Genomic DNA, 15,139 nt, shown 5'->3' on the forward strand with positions numbered 1-15,139 from the left:
AACCGTGTGGCAGAGGATAGCGGTTGAAACCCGGTCTCGTGAGGAACTGGTAGACGTTACCGCCCTGGTGGGCGAGGCCGTCCGCCGGGCGGGAGTGGGTGAGGGGGTGTGCTGCCTTTACGTACCCCACACCACCGCCGGAATTACCGTCAACGAGAACGCCGATCCGGACGTGCGGCGCGACCTCCTGGCTGCGCTGGCCCGCCTGGTTCCCAGGAGCGGCCCCTACCACCACCGGGAGGGTAACGCCGACGCCCACGTCAAGGCCTCGCTGGTGGGCCACAGCGCCCTGATCCCGGTGCAGGACGGCCGCCTGGCCCTGGGCACCTGGCAGGGTGTGTTCTTCTGCGAGTTCGACGGCCCCAGGCGGCGGACGCTCATGGTGGGGGTACGTTGAAGCGGGCGGTCAGCGTAAGCCTCGGCACCTCCCGGCGGGACTTCACCTCCCGGGTGCGGATCGCGGGCCGGGAGGTGGAAGTCCGGCGCATCGGCTGCGACGGCAGCGTGGAACGCCTGGCTGCGCTGTTGCGGGAGCTGGACGGGCGGGTGGAGGCCATCGGCCTGGGAGGATTGAACTTCGCCTACCGGGTGGCCGGCCGCAGCTACCCCGTGCCCCAGGCCGCCCGCCTGCGCCGGCTGGTGCGCGGCACTCCCCTGGTGGACGGTTCGTTCCTCAAGGATACCCTGGAGCGCTGGGTGGTGGGCCATCTCGAGGAAGAGCACGGCCTCCGGTGGAGGGAGAGTTCGGTACTGGTCGCCTCGGTGCTGGACCGGTTCGGCCTGGCCGAGGAAATGCACCGGCGGGGGGCGAGGGTCCTGGCGGGAGACGTTTTCTTTGCCCTCCACCTCCCGGGACCGTTTCTCGATTTGGGCGCGTTCGGCCTCGTCGCCCGCGCGCTCCTGCCCGCGCTGCGCCTCGTTCCCCTCACGTGGCTTTACCCCTTGGGCGCGGAGCAGGACCGGCCGGGCCGGGCAGGGTTGAGGCTCAAAGGGGTTCAGGTGCTGGCGGGAGACTGCCACCTCCTGCTGCACCGCCTGCCGGAGGATCTTCGGGGTCGGATGGTACTGGTAAACAGCCTGTGGCCGGAGGAAGAGCGCCTGTTGCGGGCCAGGGGTGCGGCCGGAGTCGCGACCACCATGCCCCCGGTTGAGGGCCGCTCCTGGTCGGCCAACGCCTGGGAGGCCGCGCTGCACGCCGCACTGGGCGACGCCCTGTACCGGTATTCCGGCGAGGGACTGGCCCGGCTGCTCATGGATGCCGGTCTGCGGCCCAAGGTGGAGGTGTTTCGTGAACGCCAAGGTTTCCCATCTCGGTGAGATCGCCCTGGTAGCCAGGCTTCTGGAGCGCATCGGCTCGACCGGAACGCCGGTGGGTCCGGGAGACGACGCCGCCGCCCTGGAGATCACGCCCGGCCGCTGGCTGCTGGCCACCACCGATATCCTGGTGGAGGGGGTGCACTTCCGGTCGGACTGGGCCGAGGCCTGGCAGGTGGGCTACAAGTCGCTGGCGGTGAACGTGAGCGACATAGCCGCCATGGGCGGCTCGCCCACCTACGCCCTGATCTCGCTGGCCCTTCCGGGAGAACTCAGCGCCGCCTGGGTGGAAGGTTTCTATCAGGGTCTGGAGCGCTGCGCCCTACGCTGGGGGATAAAAATCGTGGGCGGGGACACCGTGGCCGCGCCCCAGGTGGTGGTAACCGTCACCCTCCTGGGAGAGGTCGAGGCGGGCAGGGCCCTTACCCGGGCTGCCGGGAGGCCGGGAGACATCCTTGCCGTCACCGGCGACCTGGGCGCGGCGGCGGCCGGCCTGCACGAGCTGGAGAACCCCGGCCCCGTGAGCAGCGCGGCCCGGTCATCGGTATTGAGGCGCCACCTGCTGCCGGCTCCCCGGGTGCGGGAAGGGGCGATCCTGGCCGGGACCCCGGGCATCGGGGCGGTAATAGATCTCAGCGACGGCCTGGCGCGCGGCGCCTGGGAGGTGGCCACCGCCTGCGGCCTGGGGGCGGAAGTGTACGCCGAGCGCCTGCCGGTTTCGGCCTTTACCCGGGAGGTGGCACGGGGCCACGGCCGGGACCCCCTGGAGTGGGCCCTGTACGGCGGGGAAGACTACGAGCTGCTCTTCAGCGTTCGGCCCTCGGAGTTTGCCGCCCTGCGGGACCGGATTCGGAACGCCTGCGGCACCCCGGTCACCGCCGTAGGTTGCCTGCTGCCCCGGGAGGCGGGTATCGTGCTCTGCCGCGGACAGAGCCGCCTGACCCTGGGCAAGGGGTACGAGCATTTTCGGTCTACTTATGGCTAAGTTATGGTAGTAGGTGATATAATTTTACCAGTAACTTTGCCACGGCCAACCGCGGAGGTGGAGGCGGGTGTCCATACCCGAACATTTAGCCCGGCGCGCCGAGCGCGCCCTTCCAAGCGAAAAAGAGCGGGCTTCCTCTGAGGCCCAGAGGCGGCAGCAACCGCACAAGCTTTCGGCGCGGGAAAGACTGGCGCTGCTCCTGGACCCGGGGAGCTTCATCGAGATCGATCAGAACGTCAGCCACCGCTGCACCAACTTCGGGCTCGACCGGGTGGAGATCCCGGGCGACGGAGTGATAACGGGTTACGGCCGGATTGCCGGACGCACGGTTTTCGTGTTTTCCCAGGACTTCACCGCCCTGGGGGGCACGCTCGGGGAAATGCACGCGCAGAAGATCTGCAAGGTGATGGACCTGGCGGCCAGGTCGCGGGCACCGCTGATCGGCATCAACGACTCCGGAGGCGCGCGCATCCAGGAGGGGGTGGATGCCCTTAACGGCTACGGCGAGATTTTCCGCCGCAATACCCACCTTTCTGGGGTGGTGCCGCAGATCTCGGTCATCCTGGGACCCTGCGCCGGCGGCGCGGTTTACTCTCCCGCCCTTACCGATCTGGTGTTCATGGTGGAGGGCATCTCGCGCATGTTCATCACCGGCCCCCAGGTGGTGAGGGCGGTAACCGGTGAGGAGGTATCTCCGGAGCAGTTGGGCGGCGGCCGGGTTCACGCCGCCCGCAGCGGCGTGGCCCACTTCGTCTGCGCCGGCGAAGAGGAATGCCTCGACCTGGTGCGCCGGGTGCTGGGCTACCTGCCCTCCCACTGCGGAGAGCATCCCCCGCGGGTTGCCCCCGTGCATCCTGCCGCCGACGGCCAGGACCTGGAGGTCCTGGTGCCGGCCGATCCCAAGCAGTCCTACGACGTTCGGGCGGTCATCGCCCGGCTGGTGGACGGCGGCTATTTCCTGGAGGTGCAGGCCGAGTACGCCACCAACATAGTCTGCGCCCTGGCGCGGCTCAACGGTTACGCCATTGGGGTCATCGCCAACCAGCCTCGGTTTCTGGCCGGCTGCCTGGACATTAATGCCTCGGACAAGGCGGCCCGCTTCGTCCGCTTTTGCGACGCCTTCAACCTTCCCCTGCTCACCCTGGTGGATACCACCGGTTACCTTCCCGGTAGGCAGCAGGAGCACGGCGGCATCATCCGGCACGGCGCCAAGCTGCTTTACGCCTATGCCGAGGCCACGGTGCCCAAGCTCACCGTAATCCTGCGCAAGGCCTACGGAGGGGCCTACCTGGCCATGTGCTCCCGGGCCCTGGGAGCGGACCAGGTCTTCGCCTGGCCCGGGGCGGAGATCGCGGTTATGGGGCCGGAGGGAGCGGCGGACATCATCTTCCGGCGGGAGATCAGTTCTGCCCCCGATCCGGAAAGGGCGAAGCGGGAAAAGGCGGAAGAGTACCGGCGTATTTTCGCCAACCCCTATACCGCCGCCTCTCGGGGTTACGTGGACGCGGTCATCTCTCCCCGGGAGACGCGCTCCTACCTGATCGAAGCCCTGGAAGCCCTCCGGAACAAACGTGAGAGCAGGCCGGAGAAAAAACACGGTAACATTCCGCTGTGATGCTCCATAGTATAGAAATGAGCCCGAGACCCGAGTTTGCGAGGTGACGCTCGTGCGGGTGTACTTTATCCCTCTGCCCGGCCTGCTGAGAAGGATCCTGAAACGGATGCTTCGCCAGGCCTAGGGTGAGCCGTCGGCGCCGGCAAACGATTTGGGTCTACCACCTCCTCTTGCCCACTAAACTTTAAGAGGAGGGGGAACCATGCGCGCACGGCGCCGACCGCTGCTGTTCGTTGCCGCCGGGGCCCTGGCCCTGGCCTGTATGTTCTGGGTTTACCGGCCCGGACCCGGTACGCCGGTCCAGGGCGAGGCGGTAAGCCCGGGGAGCGCTGCTCCCTTCAACAGCGTTTACCGGTTCTACGGCGCCCTTGCCGCCAACGACTGGGAAACCGCCCGGTCTTTCTGCACGCCTGCCCTGTGGAATTACCTGCTGGAAAGCGGACGGATCAGAGAATGGCAGGAACGCCGGCGGATAGACCCGACGGTTTCCTTCTCGCTTTTCCTGGTCCAAGCCTTCGCCATAGACCAGCACCGTGACCGGGCCTGGGCATTAGGCGAGGCACAATGGACCGGGGGACGCGGTCGGCCGGCCAACACGGTGCAGACGGTCTTCCTGGAGTTCTCCGCCGGAAGGTGGCGCCTGGCCCGCATCGACAGCCGCTCCGCGGTAGAGGTGGTCTGGGAATTCTACCGGGCGGTAAACGGCGGAGACTGGTTGGCCGTGCGCCGCCTGACCGAGCCCGACTACTGGAGCCGGCTGGTCTCGCGGGGCGTTCTCTCGGCGCTCCAGGAAGAATGGGCCCGGTCCCTGGGCGGAGTATACCTGGTGGTACACATACGGGACTTCGTACAGGGTCAAGAGCGGGCCTGGGTGGAGGCGGACGTGCTCTGGCGGCCTCTGACCTGGGAGGAAAGGGAGACGCCGGTAGTGGTGGAACTGGTCCGGACCGAGGACGGCTGGTTGGTGGCCGAGATCTACGGCCACTGGGAGGCGGCCAAGTAGCCTAGTGCCAGGAAACCCCTATCATGCCGCCCACCACGCCCGCGGCCAGTGCGGCAACCAGGAAGCGCACCAGCGCGGCCGGGCAGAACTCGGCCGGCGCTATCCAGGTGAGGATCGCCATCACCGCCAGCACCGAGGCGGCCACCAGCAGACCGTGGACGAGCCCCCGGCATTGGGCCGTCCTGGCCGCGCAGAAGGCCCCCAGGAACACGCCCACGGTAAGGATGGCCAGGGCGTAGCTTTCCAGGTACAATTCCGGCAGGGGAGTGAGGTAGAGGAGGATGCCCAGCAGCAGTCCGAGCACCAGAATGACCACCAGGGCCACCGCCAAGCCCATGAGCACCGGCCACCGGCCGGTTTTTCCGCCGGTCGCTTCGCGCATGCTCTCTTCCCCCTTCAGCGGTTTCGGTTTACTCTATGCCGGGCCCCGCCGGGCTAGACCTGGAGGGAACGGCGAGGGCCGCGTCGAAGACTATGCTGGCTAGAGTTACAATTGGAGGGTGTTGTAACCAGTGGAAGGCTACCTGGGTATCGACGTAGGCTCGGTAAGCACCAACCTGGTCTTCCTGAACCCGGAAGGGGAGGTTAAGGCCAGCCTCTACATCCGCACCCGCGGGCAGCCCATCCAGGCGGTGAAGGAAGGGCTGAAACTCATCGCCGAGCAGCTGCCGGCAGGGGTAAAGGTCCTGGGAGTGGGAGCTACGGGCAGCGCGCGCACGCTCACCGGCGCCATAGTGGGGGCGGACGTGGTCAAGAACGAGATCACCGCCCACGCCGTGGCCGCCTCGCGGATGGTGCCCGGCTGCCAGACCATTTTCGAGATCGGCGGCCAGGACTCCAAAATCATCATCCTGCGCAACGGAGTGGTGGTGGACTTCGCCATGAACACCGTCTGCGCCGCCGGAACCGGCTCCTTCCTGGACCAGCAGGCCGCCCGCCTGAACATACCCATCGAGGAATTCGGGGCCCTGGCCCTCAAGTCCAAGTCGCCGGTGCGCATTGCCGGCCGCTGCACGGTGTTTGCCGAGTCGGACATGATCCACAAGCAGCAGATGGGGCACAATCTGGAGGACATTATTGCCGGCCTGTGCGAGGCCCTGGTGCGGAACTACCTTAACAACGTGGGCAAAGGCAAGGAAATCCGGCCCCCGGTGGTCTTCCAGGGCGGGGTGGCGGCCAATCTGGGCCTCAGGGCGGCCTTTGCCAAGGCCCTCGGCATGGAGATAATCGTGCCGCCTTATTTCGGCGTCATGGGCGCCATCGGCGCCGCGCTGCTGGCGCAGGAGGCCATGAAGGACCGCAAGGCCACCAGCTTCCGCGGTTTCGAGGCGGCCGAGATGGATTTCCGGGCCAGCAGCTTCGAGTGCCAGGGCTGCTCCAACTGCTGCGAGGTTATCAACATCTGCCTGGGAGAAGAAGTGGTGGCCCGATGGGGCGACCGCTGCGGCAAGTGGGAGGTCATGGCCGGCTGAAGGCGGGGAAAATTGACGCCGGAGCACGGGGTAGCCTATAATGGGAGCAAAGAGGCGGGAGTTCCCCGGGAGGTAGCGCTGTGCCTCAGCTGGCGTTAGAAGTAATCTGCCGGAGGCTGCACGAACACGACTACAAGGTTACTCCCCAGCGCCAGGTTATACTCGAAGTCCTGACGGAGCACCCGGAGCGGCATCTGAGCGCCGAGGAAATCTACAACATGGTGAAGGAAAAGTACCCGGAAATCGGGCTGGCTACGGTATACCGCACGCTGGAGCTGCTGGCAGATCTGGACATCCTCCAGCGCATGAATTTCAACGACGGCCGGCGTCGCTACGAGCTGAACGACGAGGCCGTTCACCATCACCACCATCTAATCTGCCTCAGGTGCGGCCGGGTCATGGAGTTCGAGGACGACCTTCTGGAGACCCTGGAGGAACTCATAGCCCGCAATATGGATTTCCAGGTGCTGGATCACCATCTCAAGTTCTACGGGTTCTGCGGGGACTGCCGCCGAAAGGCTGAGGGCGGCGAGGATTAGCCGGGGCCGGAGGAAGACACCAGGCCGGCCCTCACCGAGGAGAAACCGCCAAGGCTACGGTCGAGGAGCGATGCCCGTGCCGGACCTAGAGAAGATCGAGCGGGGAGTACGCCTGATACTGGAAGGGCTGGGGGAGGACCTCGGGCGCGAGGGGCTGAAAAATACCCCTGGCCGCGTGGCCAGGATGTACGCGGAGATTTTCCACGGACTGGAGGACGATCCGCTCTCGGTGCTCGGAACCCTTTTCACCGAAGAAGAGCACGAAGAAATGATCCTGGTCAAGGACATTCCCCTTTACTCCATGTGCGAGCACCATCTCTTGCCCTTCTACGGTCTGGCCCACGTGGCCTATATTCCCCGCAAGGGCCGCATTACCGGTCTCAGCAAGATCGCCCGCGTGGTGGAGATACTGGCCAAGCGGCCACAGATGCAGGAGCGGCTCACCTCGCAGATAGCGGATACCTTGGTGGCGGGCCTGGAGCCGCGCGGAGTTCTGGTGGTGGTTGAGGCCGAGCACATGTGCATGACCATGCGGGGAATCAAAAAGCCCGGAGCCAAGACCGTGACCTCGGCGGTGCGCGGGCTTTTCCGGAGCAACGAGGCCACCCGTGCGGAGGCCCTTGCCCTAATCAAGGGCGGGTAGAGGAGAGGCGCATGCTTATTCTGCTCAGTAACGACGACGGCGTCCTGGCCGAGGGCCTGCACGTGCTCAGGAGGCGCCTCGCCGCGATGGCCCAGGTTTACGTAGTGGCGCCGGACCACGAGCGCAGCGCCTGCGGCCACAGTATCACCCTGCACCGCCCGCTGCGGGCCAGCCGGGTGTCCCTCGACGGGGTCCGGGAAACCGTCTGGGCGGTAAACGGCACGCCGGCGGACTGCGTCAAGCTGGCCCTGGAGGTGCTGCTGCCGCAGCCGCCGGATTTGGTGATTTCGGGCATAAACCTGGGTCCCAACCTGGGTACGGACGTCCTCTACTCGGGCACGGTGTCCGCCGCCCTGGAAGGCGCAATCGAGGGAGTCCCGTCACTGGCGGTGTCTCTGGACGGGGAAGACCCGGGTCTTCTGCCTTTTGCCGCGGAGTTTACCGCCTCGCTGTGCCGGTCGCTGATGGCCTGCGGCGTGGGGCCTCACACCCTCCTGAACGTCAACCTTCCCGGCCTACCTCCGGAGCGCATAGCCGGGGTGGAGATCACCACCCTGGGGTGGCGCCGTTACGTAAACGCCGTTCACCGGCGCGAGGACCCGCGGGGCCGCCCTTACTACTGGATCGCCGGTGATATCCGGGACGACACCGAACTGGCGGGAACGGACGTAGCTGCCCTGGCGCAGGGAAAGATCAGCATCACCCCCATCCACTTTGACCTCACCGACTACCGGCTGGCGGAAGAGCTGAAAGCCCGGGGGCTGGGCGCAGAACTGGAGGGGGCCCTACCGGATCGGACGGCCCAGCATCCCGAAGAGGCGGGCCAAATCCTGCCTGGACAGGGCACCCAGGGCCAGGGCCAGCAAGACGTAGACCGCAGCACCCAGCAGTAGGGCGGCCGCCACGGCTGCCGGGGCCGTCAGGGAAGGCGCCAGCCTCCGCCAGGCCCAGGCCGAGGCGGCAATCATCGCCGATGCCGCGGCCAGGGCCGCCACCCAGTCGGCGGGCGTGAGGCCGCTGCCGGAAAGGCGGGTTATGCTGCGGAGATTCAACGCGCAACCGACCAGGGCCGAGGCTACGACGGCTGCAGCGGCCCCGGCAATACCCCAGCCGGGCAGGACCGTCAACCAGTATATTCCCACCAGCAGTACCACTGCGCCCAAAACCGAATGACGGGTGGCCAGATCGGGTCTGCCCAATCCCTGCAGGATGCCGGTGCTGCTCTGCTGGAGGTAGACGAACACGGCACCCAGGGCCAGGAGGCGCAGGCTGTCCCCGGCGCGGGCCTCACCGAAAAGAAAATGCGCCAGGTGGTGGGGAAACAGGAGATAGGCCACGGCAAAGGGCAGGCCTCCCACCAGGGTGAGGCGCAGGGTTTCGCGGATACGGTATCTGGCCAGGCGGTCGCGGGCACCGGCGGCAGCCTCGGCCACTCCCGGCACCGCGGCGGCGGCCAGGGAGAGGGTAAATACCGTGGGCAAGGTAAGCAGGGCCATGGCCACCCCGGAAAACTGACCGTAAAGCTCGGTAGCCTGCCGCAGGCCGTAACCGCCGGCCTGCAGGCGCTGGGGTATGAGTACGGCCTCTAGGGCCAGGGTCACAGAGGCTACCACCCGGCCCAGGGTTATGGGCCAGCCCAGCTGCCAGAGCCGGTGCCAGGTGGCGGCGATGCTCAGGCCGGCCCTGGGCGGTAGGGCATTCCGCCAGGGTTTCTCTCGCGCATAGGCGGACAACAGATAGGCCAGACCCGCCGCCTCTCCCACCACCATGCCCGTCGCCAACCCGGCGGCGGCCACGGCCAGGCCGCGGGGCAGGAGCCGGGCGGCCAGGTACAGGCCCACCGCCACCCTGGCTACCTGCTCGACCATCAGGGCCTGGGCCGGCCGGTCCAGCCGGCCCAGGCCCTGGAACAGGCCTCTAAAGGCGGAGGCAACCGGGACCACCATCAGGGCCGGAACCGCCGCCGATAGTATTACCTGGGTTCGGGGATCGGGCAGAACGGTTTGGGAAAGAACCGGGACAAGCCGGCCAACCGCGAGCACGGAGGCGACGCCCGCAAGGGTCAGGACGGCGGCGGTGACGGCGAAAGCGCGACGAATCTGGCCGTAGTCCCCGCGGGGCCTGGCCTCGGCGGTGACCCGGGCCAGGGCCAGGGGCAGGCCGGCGGTGGTGATAACCAGCACCAGGCCGTAGACGGGAAAGACCATCTGGTACAGCCCCATGCCTTCCGCGCCTATAAGGCGAACCGCCATGGCACGGTAGGCGAAGCCCAAGATGCGGCTGAACAGGTTGGCCGCGAACAGCGCGGCCACACCACCGGCCAGGGAAGAGCGCGCCAAACCTACTCACCCCTAGTTTATATGCGGCGGCCGGGGGTATTAAGAAAGGGCAGGATGAAAAATATTAGGGGCCAAAAAGGGGTTTTCCGCGGCGCCGATTAAAGTTATACTTAGGTAGTGCGGGCAGAACTCTCTGGTTAGGAGGAGTAGCATGCAAGTATATCCCAGCGCAAAGATCAGAAACGTCGCCCTGATCGCTCACGGCGGCGCGGGCAAGACCTCCCTGGCCGAGGCCATGCTGTTCAGCAGCGGGGCGACCAAACGGTTGGGCAGGGTGGACGAGGGTACCACCACCACCGATTATCTTCCCGAGGAAATCAAGCGCAAGGTGACCACCACCCTGGCGCTGGCTCCCTGCCAGTGGCGGGGTTATAAGATAAACGTCCTGGATACGCCGGGTTACGCCGACTTCATCGGCGAGGTAAAGAGCGCCCTCCGGGTGGCCGACGTGGGCCTGGTAGTGGTCTGCGCCGTAGCCGGCGTAGAAGTTCAGACCGAGGTGGTCTGGGAGTTCGCCGCCAGGCAGGGACTGCCGAGGCTCGCCTTCATCAACAAGATGGAGCGGGAAAATGCCAGCTTCTACCGCGTACTGGAGCAGATGCAGAAGGCCTTTACCGATGCCGCCGTAGTGCCCCTTCTCCTTCCCATCGGGGCGGCAGAAACCTTTAAGGGCGTGGTGGACGTACTGGAAAAGAAGGCCTACTACTACCGCAACGGTAAGGCCGAGCCCGGGGAGATCCCGGGGGAGGTAGCGGAGGCGCTGGACTCCCACCGGGAGAAGCTGATCGAGGCGGCGGCGGAGAACGACGACGAGTTGCTGGCCCGCTATCTGGAAGGCGAGGAACTGTCGCTGGAAGAGATCAAATCCGGCCTGCAGAAGGGCGTACTGGCGGCAAAGGTGGTGCCGGTCCTCTGCGGCTCCGCCCTGCAGAACATGGGTGTAGACCTGTTGCTGGACCAGATCCTGGCCTTGGCGCCCTCGCCGCTGGCCCGGGCCGAGGCCACGGAGGAGGAGCTGGCCGGCAAACCCCTGGCGGCCCTGGTATTCAAGACCCTCACCGACCCCTACGTCGGCCGGCTGAACCTGTTCCGGGTCTACCAGGGCGTATTCCGTCCGGACAGCGTGGTCTTCAATGCCAACAAGGAAGCCGAAGAGCGGGTCGGCCAGGTCTTCACCCTCTGCGGCAAGAACCAGGACCCGGTGGACGAGGTGCGGCCGGGAGACCTGGCGGCGGTAGCCAAGCTCCAGACTACCGCTACCGGCGATACCCTCACCGTGAAGGCCAGTCCGCAGAAGCTGGAGGGCATTGAGTTCCCCGAGCCCACCCTGCCGGTGGCGGTGGCGCCCAAGAGCAAGGGGGACGAAGATAAGCTCAGCAACGCCCTGGCCCGGCTCATGGACGAAGACACTACCCTCCGGCTGGAAAAGAACACGGAAACCAAGCAGATCATCCTTACCGGCATGGGCGAGATGCACCTCGACATTACCGTAGAACGGCTGCAGCGGAAGTTCGGGGTAGGGGTAACCCTGGAGGCGCCCAAGGTGCCCTACCGGGAAACCATCCGGGCGGCGGTGAACCGCATCGAGGGCAAGCACAAGAAGCAAACCGGCGGTCACGGCCAGTACGGGCACGTCTTTATCGACATGGCCCCCTTGCCGGAGCAGGAATTCGAGTTCAACGAGACCATCTTCGGCGGCGCGGTGCCCAAGCAGTACATCCCGGCGGTGGAGAAGGGTATCCGCGAGGCCATGCAGGAGGGCATCCTGGCGGGCTATCCGGTGACCAATCTCAAGGTCACCCTGGTGGACGGCTCCTACCACCCCGTAGACTCCTCGGAAATGGCCTTCAAGATCGCCGCCAGCCTGGCCTTCAAGAAGGCCATGGAGCAGGCCAAGCCGGTGCTGCTGGAGCCCATCATGATGGTGGAAGTACGGGTGCCCGAGGAGTTTATGGGCGACATCATCGGAGACCTGAACAGCAAGCGGGGACGCATCCTGGGGATGGAGGCGGACGGCAAGCACCAGGTCATCCGCGCCATGGCACCCCTGGCAGAGATGTACCGCTATGCCATCGATCTCAAGTCCATCACCCAGGGCCGCGGCTCCTTCAAGATGCAGTTCGACCACTACGAGGAGGTACCGGCGGGCATAGCGGATAAGATAATCGAGCAGGCCCGCGCGGCCCGCCAGAGCGAGGAGAAATAGGGGCGGTACGCCGGAGGAAGCTGGCCTAACCGGGCCGAGGCCGATGACCTCCGCCGGCGCCGGCCCGGACCGATTGGGGCGAGAGTAGGGCTTTTAAGGGCTTTGCAGGTCGGCCTGCCGGCGCCCGGTCGGGTAAAATCGGCGCGTATCGGGCTTGTGTGGGATAAGCAACGATGGTATAATCAATTCGGTGCAGGGGCGTAGCTCAACTGGCAGAGTAGCGGACTCCAAATCCGTTGGTTGCGGGTTCAAGTCCTGCCGCCCCTGCCATTTTTTATGAATGGACGCTTTGCGGCTGTGGGTGTTCAGGCGTTCAAGAGATACTTTGTAGACCGCAAGCCCGTTGTTGACGAGAAAGCCTCCTGCCGGCCAGAAGCCGAAGGGAGGTTTGATTTTAGAAACTGCTCCCCCCGCATGGCAGGAAACACCGCAGGAAGAGTCTATCTTTGAGGAAGCCGGCCCACGGTGCTCCTAGAGGTCTCTCGACAGCGTAAGACCGTCCTACAACCTGTCCGCTTGAGCAGGATTTTGCCCACTGAAGAGCCAAGTCGTACTTCGCTAGGACATACTAGTTAAGCGTTGAGAAATATTCCTGCTCTATGCCTTGCGTGCAGAAAGCGTTGACTCTGGGGAGGTATAGCAAGATGCTTTATCGATACAAAGTCATCTTGGAGTGGGATGAAGAAGGAAGGGGATATGTTGTCTCCGTTCCCGCCTTGCCTGGGTGTTTCACGCAAGGAGACACCGTTGAGGAGGCCCTAGAAAGGGCCAAAGAGGCTATAGCCGGCCACCTTGCGGCCTTGGCCCAGGAGGGCTTGCCTTTACCCAGCAAAGATGTTGAAATAGCCGAAGTACAGGTAGAGATAGCTTAATGAGAGGCTGCCCAGGGTCACAGGCAAGGAAGCCGTTGCTGCCTTAAGGAAGGCTGGCTTTGTCGTGGTAAGGGTGCAGGGAAGCCACTACCACTTGCGCCGGTCGGGCTCTGGGCAGCTGGTTACGGTTCCCGTGCATACCGGCGAAATCTTGAGGCCCAAACTGCTCAGGAGCATCCTGGACCAGGCGGGGCTATCGGTTGACGAGTTTAGAGAACTTCTCGGCTAGCCGCTTCATTGGCCGAGCTTCTGCCTGGACTTGCCATCGTAAGCAAGCCTCCCAAGGGCCATCCTAAGGGAGGTTGCGTTTTCTATGTGCCGGTCACTAGGGCTAGTAAGACTCTCACCGTATGGCAGGAGATTCCGCACGATCCACTCCGCGTATCCGTGCAGGGTCGGGCCATGTGCCGCCCGCCGAACATGGCATCGGCTGGCAACTTGCCACTGTCCATGGGATGGACCTCCCAGGAAGGATTTCCCGGTCCAGACGGAGAACTATTCTTGTACTAACTATTATTATGGATTAAGGCTACCGATCCTGACTGTTAGCAGCCGATAGAGGTGAAGGAGGCGTGGCCAGGAAGCCAGAAAGCGATACGTCTGCGAACCTCGGATTCGAGGCCCAGTTGTGGAAGGCCGCCGATGCCCTGCGTAACAACATGGACGCCGCCGAGTACAAGCACGTGGTGCTCGGCCTCATTTTCCTCAAGTACATCTCCGACGCCTTCGAGGAGCATTACGCCAAGCTCCAGACGGAGCCCTACGCCGACCCTGAGGACCCCGACGAGTACCGCGCCGTCAACATTTTCTGGGTGCCGCTTGAAGCCCGCTGGTCTCATCTAAAGGCCAACGCCAAACAGCCTAACATCGGTCAACTGGTGGACGAAGCAATGATTGCCATCGAGCGGGACAATCCCTCGCTCAAGGGAGTGCTTCCCAAGGAGTACGCCCGACCGAACCTCGACAAGATGCGCCTGGGCCAGTTGATCGACCTGATTAGCAGCATCGGCCTGGGAGGCAGTGAGAACCGCTCGAAGGACATTCTGGGGCGTGTCTATGAGTACTTCCTCCAGCAGTTCGCCAGCGCGGAGGGCAAGAAGGGCGGCCAGTTTTACACCCCCCGCTGTGTAGTAGAGTTACTCGTCGAAATGATTGCTCCTTATAAAGGCCGGGTTTACGACCCCTGCTGCGGCTCCGGCGGCATGTTCGTGCAGTCGGCTAAATTCATTGAGGCCCATGCTACAGGCAACGGCAACGGTGGCCGCGCCAGGAGGCAGATCAGCATATACGGCCAGGAATCCAACTACACCACTTGGCGGCTCTGCAAGATGAACTTGGCCATCCGCGGCATTGACGGCCACATCGCCCACGGCGACAGTTTTCACAACGACCAGTTCCCGGACCTCAAAGCCGACTACATCCTCGCCAATCCGCCTTTCAACGACAGCGACTGGCGGGGAGAACTGTTGCGCGAGGACAAACGCTGGAAGTTCGGCATCCCGCCCGTATCGAACGCGAATTTCGCGTGGGTACAGCACTTTGTATATCACCTTGCGCCGAATGGGATTGCCGGGTTCGTACTTGCTAACGGCTCCATGTCCTCCAACCAGTCCGGCGAGGGAGAAATCCGCAAGAACATCATTGAGGCCGATCTGGTGGACTGTATGGTGGCCCTGCCAGGCCAGCTCTTTTACTCCACGCAGATCCCCGCCTGCCTATGGTTTATCGCCCGCAACAAGAAGGGCGGCACAGGGCTTTCGGGCAGGCCCCTGCGCGACCGCTCTGGGCAGGTACTCTTCATTGACGCCCGCAAGCTTGGCGTCATGGTGGACCGCGTACACCGCGAACTGACCCCCGAGGACATCCGCAAGATTGCCGACACCTACCACAACTGGCGCGGGGACGGCGACGGAGAATACCGGGACGTACCGGGCTTCTGCAAGGCGGCGACGCTGAAGGAGATTCGTGAAAACGGCTACGTGCTTACTCCAGGGCGCTACGTCGGGGTTGAACAAGCCGAGGACGACGGCGAGCCTTTCGAGGAGAAGATGGCGCGGCTGGTGGCCGAACTGTGCCGGCAGCGGGAAGAAGCCGCTAAACTCGACGCGGCCATTAGGCGCAATCTGAAGGAGTTGGGGTTTGGTGAGTGAG

General features: G+C 64.6%; 14 protein-coding genes, 1 tRNA gene and 1 pseudogene. 14 read left to right on the forward strand and 2 right to left on the reverse strand.

Annotated elements, in window-relative coordinates:
- The first annotated feature begins 4 nt into the window (after positions 1–4).
- The 5 genes from NUV99_01865 (at position 5) to NUV99_01885 (ending at position 4,917) form a co-directional block, all read left to right on the forward strand.
- Entirely contained in the window at positions 5–397 is a 393-nt protein-coding gene (locus NUV99_01865; GenBank protein MCR4418880.1) for a secondary thiamine-phosphate synthase enzyme YjbQ, read from the forward strand.
- Entirely contained in the window at positions 394–1,317 is a 924-nt protein-coding gene (locus NUV99_01870; protein MCR4418881.1) for a quinate 5-dehydrogenase, read from the forward strand. Before NUV99_01865 ends, NUV99_01870 begins: the two co-directional genes overlap by 4 nt.
- Complete coding sequence (gene thiL, locus NUV99_01875; GenBank protein MCR4418882.1) at positions 1,289–2,299, forward strand: thiamine-phosphate kinase; 1,011 nt, start codon at positions 1,289–1,291, stop codon at positions 2,297–2,299. The genes NUV99_01870 and thiL overlap by 29 nt, the downstream gene beginning before the upstream one ends.
- Before the next feature lie 73 nt (positions 2,300–2,372).
- Positions 2,373–3,914, forward strand: a complete 1,542-nt coding sequence (locus NUV99_01880) for an acyl-CoA carboxylase subunit beta (protein MCR4418883.1) — start codon at positions 2,373–2,375, stop codon at positions 3,912–3,914.
- A gap of 202 nt (positions 3,915–4,116) precedes the next feature.
- Positions 4,117–4,917: a hypothetical protein gene (locus NUV99_01885; protein MCR4418884.1), complete on the forward strand. Its 801-nt coding sequence runs from the start codon at positions 4,117–4,119 to the stop codon at positions 4,915–4,917.
- Position 4,918: 1 nt separating this feature from the next.
- On the opposite strand, the gene NUV99_01890 is transcribed toward NUV99_01885, so the two are convergent.
- Positions 4,919–5,299 (reverse strand): TIGR04086 family membrane protein, encoded by a 381-nt coding sequence (locus tag NUV99_01890; GenBank protein ID MCR4418885.1) that lies wholly within the window; start codon positions 5,297–5,299, stop codon positions 4,919–4,921.
- Positions 5,300–5,429: 130 nt separating this feature from the next.
- On the opposite strand from NUV99_01890, the gene NUV99_01895 reads away from it, so the two are divergent.
- The 4 genes and pseudogenes from NUV99_01895 (at position 5,430) to surE (ending at position 8,329) form a co-directional block, all read left to right on the forward strand.
- On the forward strand, positions 5,430–6,389 hold the full coding sequence (locus NUV99_01895) for an acyl-CoA dehydratase activase (protein ID MCR4418886.1): 960 nt from the start codon (positions 5,430–5,432) through the stop codon (positions 6,387–6,389).
- An 89-nt stretch (positions 6,390–6,478) separates the two neighbouring features.
- Entirely contained in the window at positions 6,479–6,928 is a 450-nt protein-coding gene (locus NUV99_01900) for a transcriptional repressor (GenBank protein ID MCR4418887.1), read from the forward strand.
- A gap of 76 nt (positions 6,929–7,004) precedes the next feature.
- On the forward strand, positions 7,005–7,571 hold the full coding sequence (gene folE / locus NUV99_01905) for a GTP cyclohydrolase I FolE (GenBank protein ID MCR4418888.1): 567 nt from the start codon (positions 7,005–7,007) through the stop codon (positions 7,569–7,571).
- Between the two features lie 11 nt (positions 7,572–7,582).
- A pseudogene (surE, locus tag NUV99_01910) lies at positions 7,583–8,329 on the forward strand (5'/3'-nucleotidase SurE).
- 27 nt (positions 8,330–8,356) lie between these two features.
- Here the strand turns inward: surE and NUV99_01915 are convergent.
- Positions 8,357–9,910: a polysaccharide biosynthesis protein gene (locus NUV99_01915; GenBank protein ID MCR4418889.1), complete on the reverse strand. Its 1,554-nt coding sequence runs from the start codon at positions 9,908–9,910 to the stop codon at positions 8,357–8,359.
- 151 nt (positions 9,911–10,061) lie between these two features.
- On the opposite strand from NUV99_01915, the gene fusA reads away from it, so the two are divergent.
- The 5 genes from fusA to NUV99_01940 all read left to right on the forward strand — a co-directional run bounded on the left by fusA (position 10,062) and on the right by NUV99_01940 (position 15,138).
- Positions 10,062–12,116, forward strand: a complete 2,055-nt coding sequence (gene fusA, locus NUV99_01920; protein MCR4418890.1) for an elongation factor G — start codon at positions 10,062–10,064, stop codon at positions 12,114–12,116.
- A 194-nt stretch (positions 12,117–12,310) separates the two neighbouring features.
- Positions 12,311–12,386, forward strand: a tRNA-Trp gene (locus NUV99_01925).
- A 374-nt stretch (positions 12,387–12,760) separates the two neighbouring features.
- The gene (locus tag NUV99_01930; GenBank protein MCR4418891.1) at positions 12,761–12,988 is read left to right on the forward strand and encodes a type II toxin-antitoxin system HicB family antitoxin; all 228 of its coding nucleotides are present in this window, start codon (positions 12,761–12,763) and stop codon (positions 12,986–12,988) included.
- Between the two features lie 7 nt (positions 12,989–12,995).
- The gene (locus tag NUV99_01935; GenBank protein ID MCR4418892.1) at positions 12,996–13,217 is read left to right on the forward strand and encodes a type II toxin-antitoxin system HicA family toxin; all 222 of its coding nucleotides are present in this window, start codon (positions 12,996–12,998) and stop codon (positions 13,215–13,217) included.
- Positions 13,218–13,647: 430 nt separating this feature from the next.
- Positions 13,648–15,138, forward strand: a complete 1,491-nt coding sequence (locus tag NUV99_01940) for a type I restriction-modification system subunit M (GenBank protein MCR4418893.1) — start codon at positions 13,648–13,650, stop codon at positions 15,136–15,138.
- Position 15,139 lies beyond the last annotated feature (1 nt).

It is taken from the genome of Clostridia bacterium (assembly GCA_024653205.1).
In the GTDB taxonomy this organism is placed as follows: domain Bacteria; phylum Bacillota; class DSM-521; order Neomoorellales; family SLTJ01; genus JANLFO01.